At 69.6% G+C, this 1,816-nt stretch carries 2 protein-coding genes; one reads left to right on the forward strand and one right to left on the reverse strand.

The features are described from left to right. Window positions 1–186: hypothetical protein (locus tag E1200_RS33030; RefSeq protein WP_131956565.1), on the reverse strand; the 186-nt coding region annotated here is incomplete at its 3' end. A gap of 493 nt (window positions 187–679) precedes the next feature. Here E1200_RS33030 and E1200_RS33035 point away from each other — a divergent pair. Then, on the forward strand, window positions 680–1,717 hold the full coding sequence (locus E1200_RS33035; protein ID WP_131956567.1) for a PRC and DUF2382 domain-containing protein: 1,038 nt from the start codon (window positions 680–682) through the stop codon (window positions 1,715–1,717). The last annotated feature ends 99 nt before the right edge of the window (window positions 1,718–1,816 follow it).

The following is a 1,816-nucleotide window of genomic DNA, read 5'->3' on the forward strand; positions in this document are numbered from 1 at the left end:
GCCGAAGGTGATCACGCCCGCGCGGTCGTCGACCTCGATGCGCAGCTCGGCGCCGCCCCCGGTGGTGCGCAGCGCGTGCGCGACCAGCGAGGTGCCGTCGGACGGGACGACCGCGGTGAGCCCGTTCGCGCCGTGCACGGTACGCCCGCGCAGGTCGCACTCGGCGATCTTTATATGCGCCGGCATCGCGCGGATCTGGAGCGTCCCGCCGGGCGCGCACCAGGCGGGCGGCCCCGGGGCGGCGAGGGCGGGCCCGGCCCCGGCCGGCACCGCGCACGCGGCCAGGACGGCCATGGCCGCCGCGCCCGCCGCCCGCCGGAACCCGCGTGAAGATTCGTGCATATCAGTTCTCCGATGTCTGGAATCGTCCTTTCGGAGTCTTGCGCGAGCGACGGAAAGAAAAACCGTGACTTCCTAAAATGATCACCATCGACGGTATTGTGCCGCTGACAAAAGCGGCGACATCCCGCTAAAGGTGGTAATTCTGGAAAAGTGGACCACGCGGCGCCGGGGTAAGTCTTCGGTAAATCGTCGTCCATGATCCCGCAAACGCGTTTTGAATTGGGTCATTTTGGTAATTCAGCAAGCTATCCGGCAATCCACCGCTACCGCGTGGCGGGTACCGCCTCCCCCTCGCCTTCCGCCGTCCGGGAGCGTTACGAGAGCAGAGGTGTTCAACGTGCAGGCGCAGACACAGGTGCGGGAACTGATGGGCATGAGCGTGACCGACACCAACGGCACGAAGGTCGGCACGATCAAGCAGGTCTACCTCAACGACGATTCCGGCTCTCCGGAGTGGGTGACCGTGCACACCGGCTGGTTCGGCATGCGGGAGAGCTTCGTCCCCCTGGCCGGTACCCGCAGGGGGCAGGACGCCCTCCAGGTGCCCTACGACAAGGAGACCATCAAGGGCGCTCCGAACGTGGACGCGGACGAGCACCTTTCGCACGCGCAGATCGTGGACCTGTACCGGCATTACGGAGTGCGTCCCCCGGGCGGCCGCCGGACGGGTGAGCAGGGCCCGCAGAAGGGCACCGACGAGGACCGCCGGGTCACCGGCCACGAGACCGGGACGACCGGTGAGGCCGCGGGCACGGCGGCCAAGGGCGGCGCGCCGGCGAAGGGAAGTGCGCCTGCCAAGGGGAGCGGCCCGGGCAAGGAAGGTTCGCCGGCCAAGCCGGGCACGCCGGACGCCGGGGGCAAGGCGGGCACGCGGGGTGCCGAGGGCAAGGCGGCCGCCACGGGCACGGCGGGGATGGCCGTCCGTCCGGAGAAGGGCGAGCGGGAGCGGCAGGCCATGCCGCCGCAGTCGGCGCGCGAGGGCGCGGAGGCGCCGATGACCGAGATCACCCGGTCGGAGGAGCAGCTCCGCATCGGCACCGAGCGGCACGAGTCGGGCCGCGTCCGGGTGCACAAGTGGGTCGAGACCGAGATGGTCGAGCGCACGATCCCCGTCTCGCACGAGGAGCTCAGGATCGACCGCGAGCCGATCCGGGGCGGTGAGCCGAGCTCGGACGTGTCGCTCGCCGAGGACGAGCAGGAGATCATCCTGTACGAGGAGCGCCCGGTCGTCACCAAGGAGATCATCCCGGTGGAGCGCATCCGGATCCGCACCGACCGGGTGCAGGACGAGCAGACGGTGCGCGGCGAGATCCGCAAGGAGCGCATCGAGGTGACCCGCGACGAGCTCCCCCGCGACCCCAACCCGCCCGCCTAGCACGCCCCCGAACTCGTTGACTTGCGGCGTGTTGTTGTTATGGCAGGCCGGATAACAACAACACGCCGCAAGTCAACGGTTTGGGGGCAGGGGGCAGGG

The organism is Actinomadura sp. GC306 (genome assembly GCF_004348665.1).
Classification (GTDB): domain Bacteria; phylum Actinomycetota; class Actinomycetes; order Streptosporangiales; family Streptosporangiaceae; genus Spirillospora.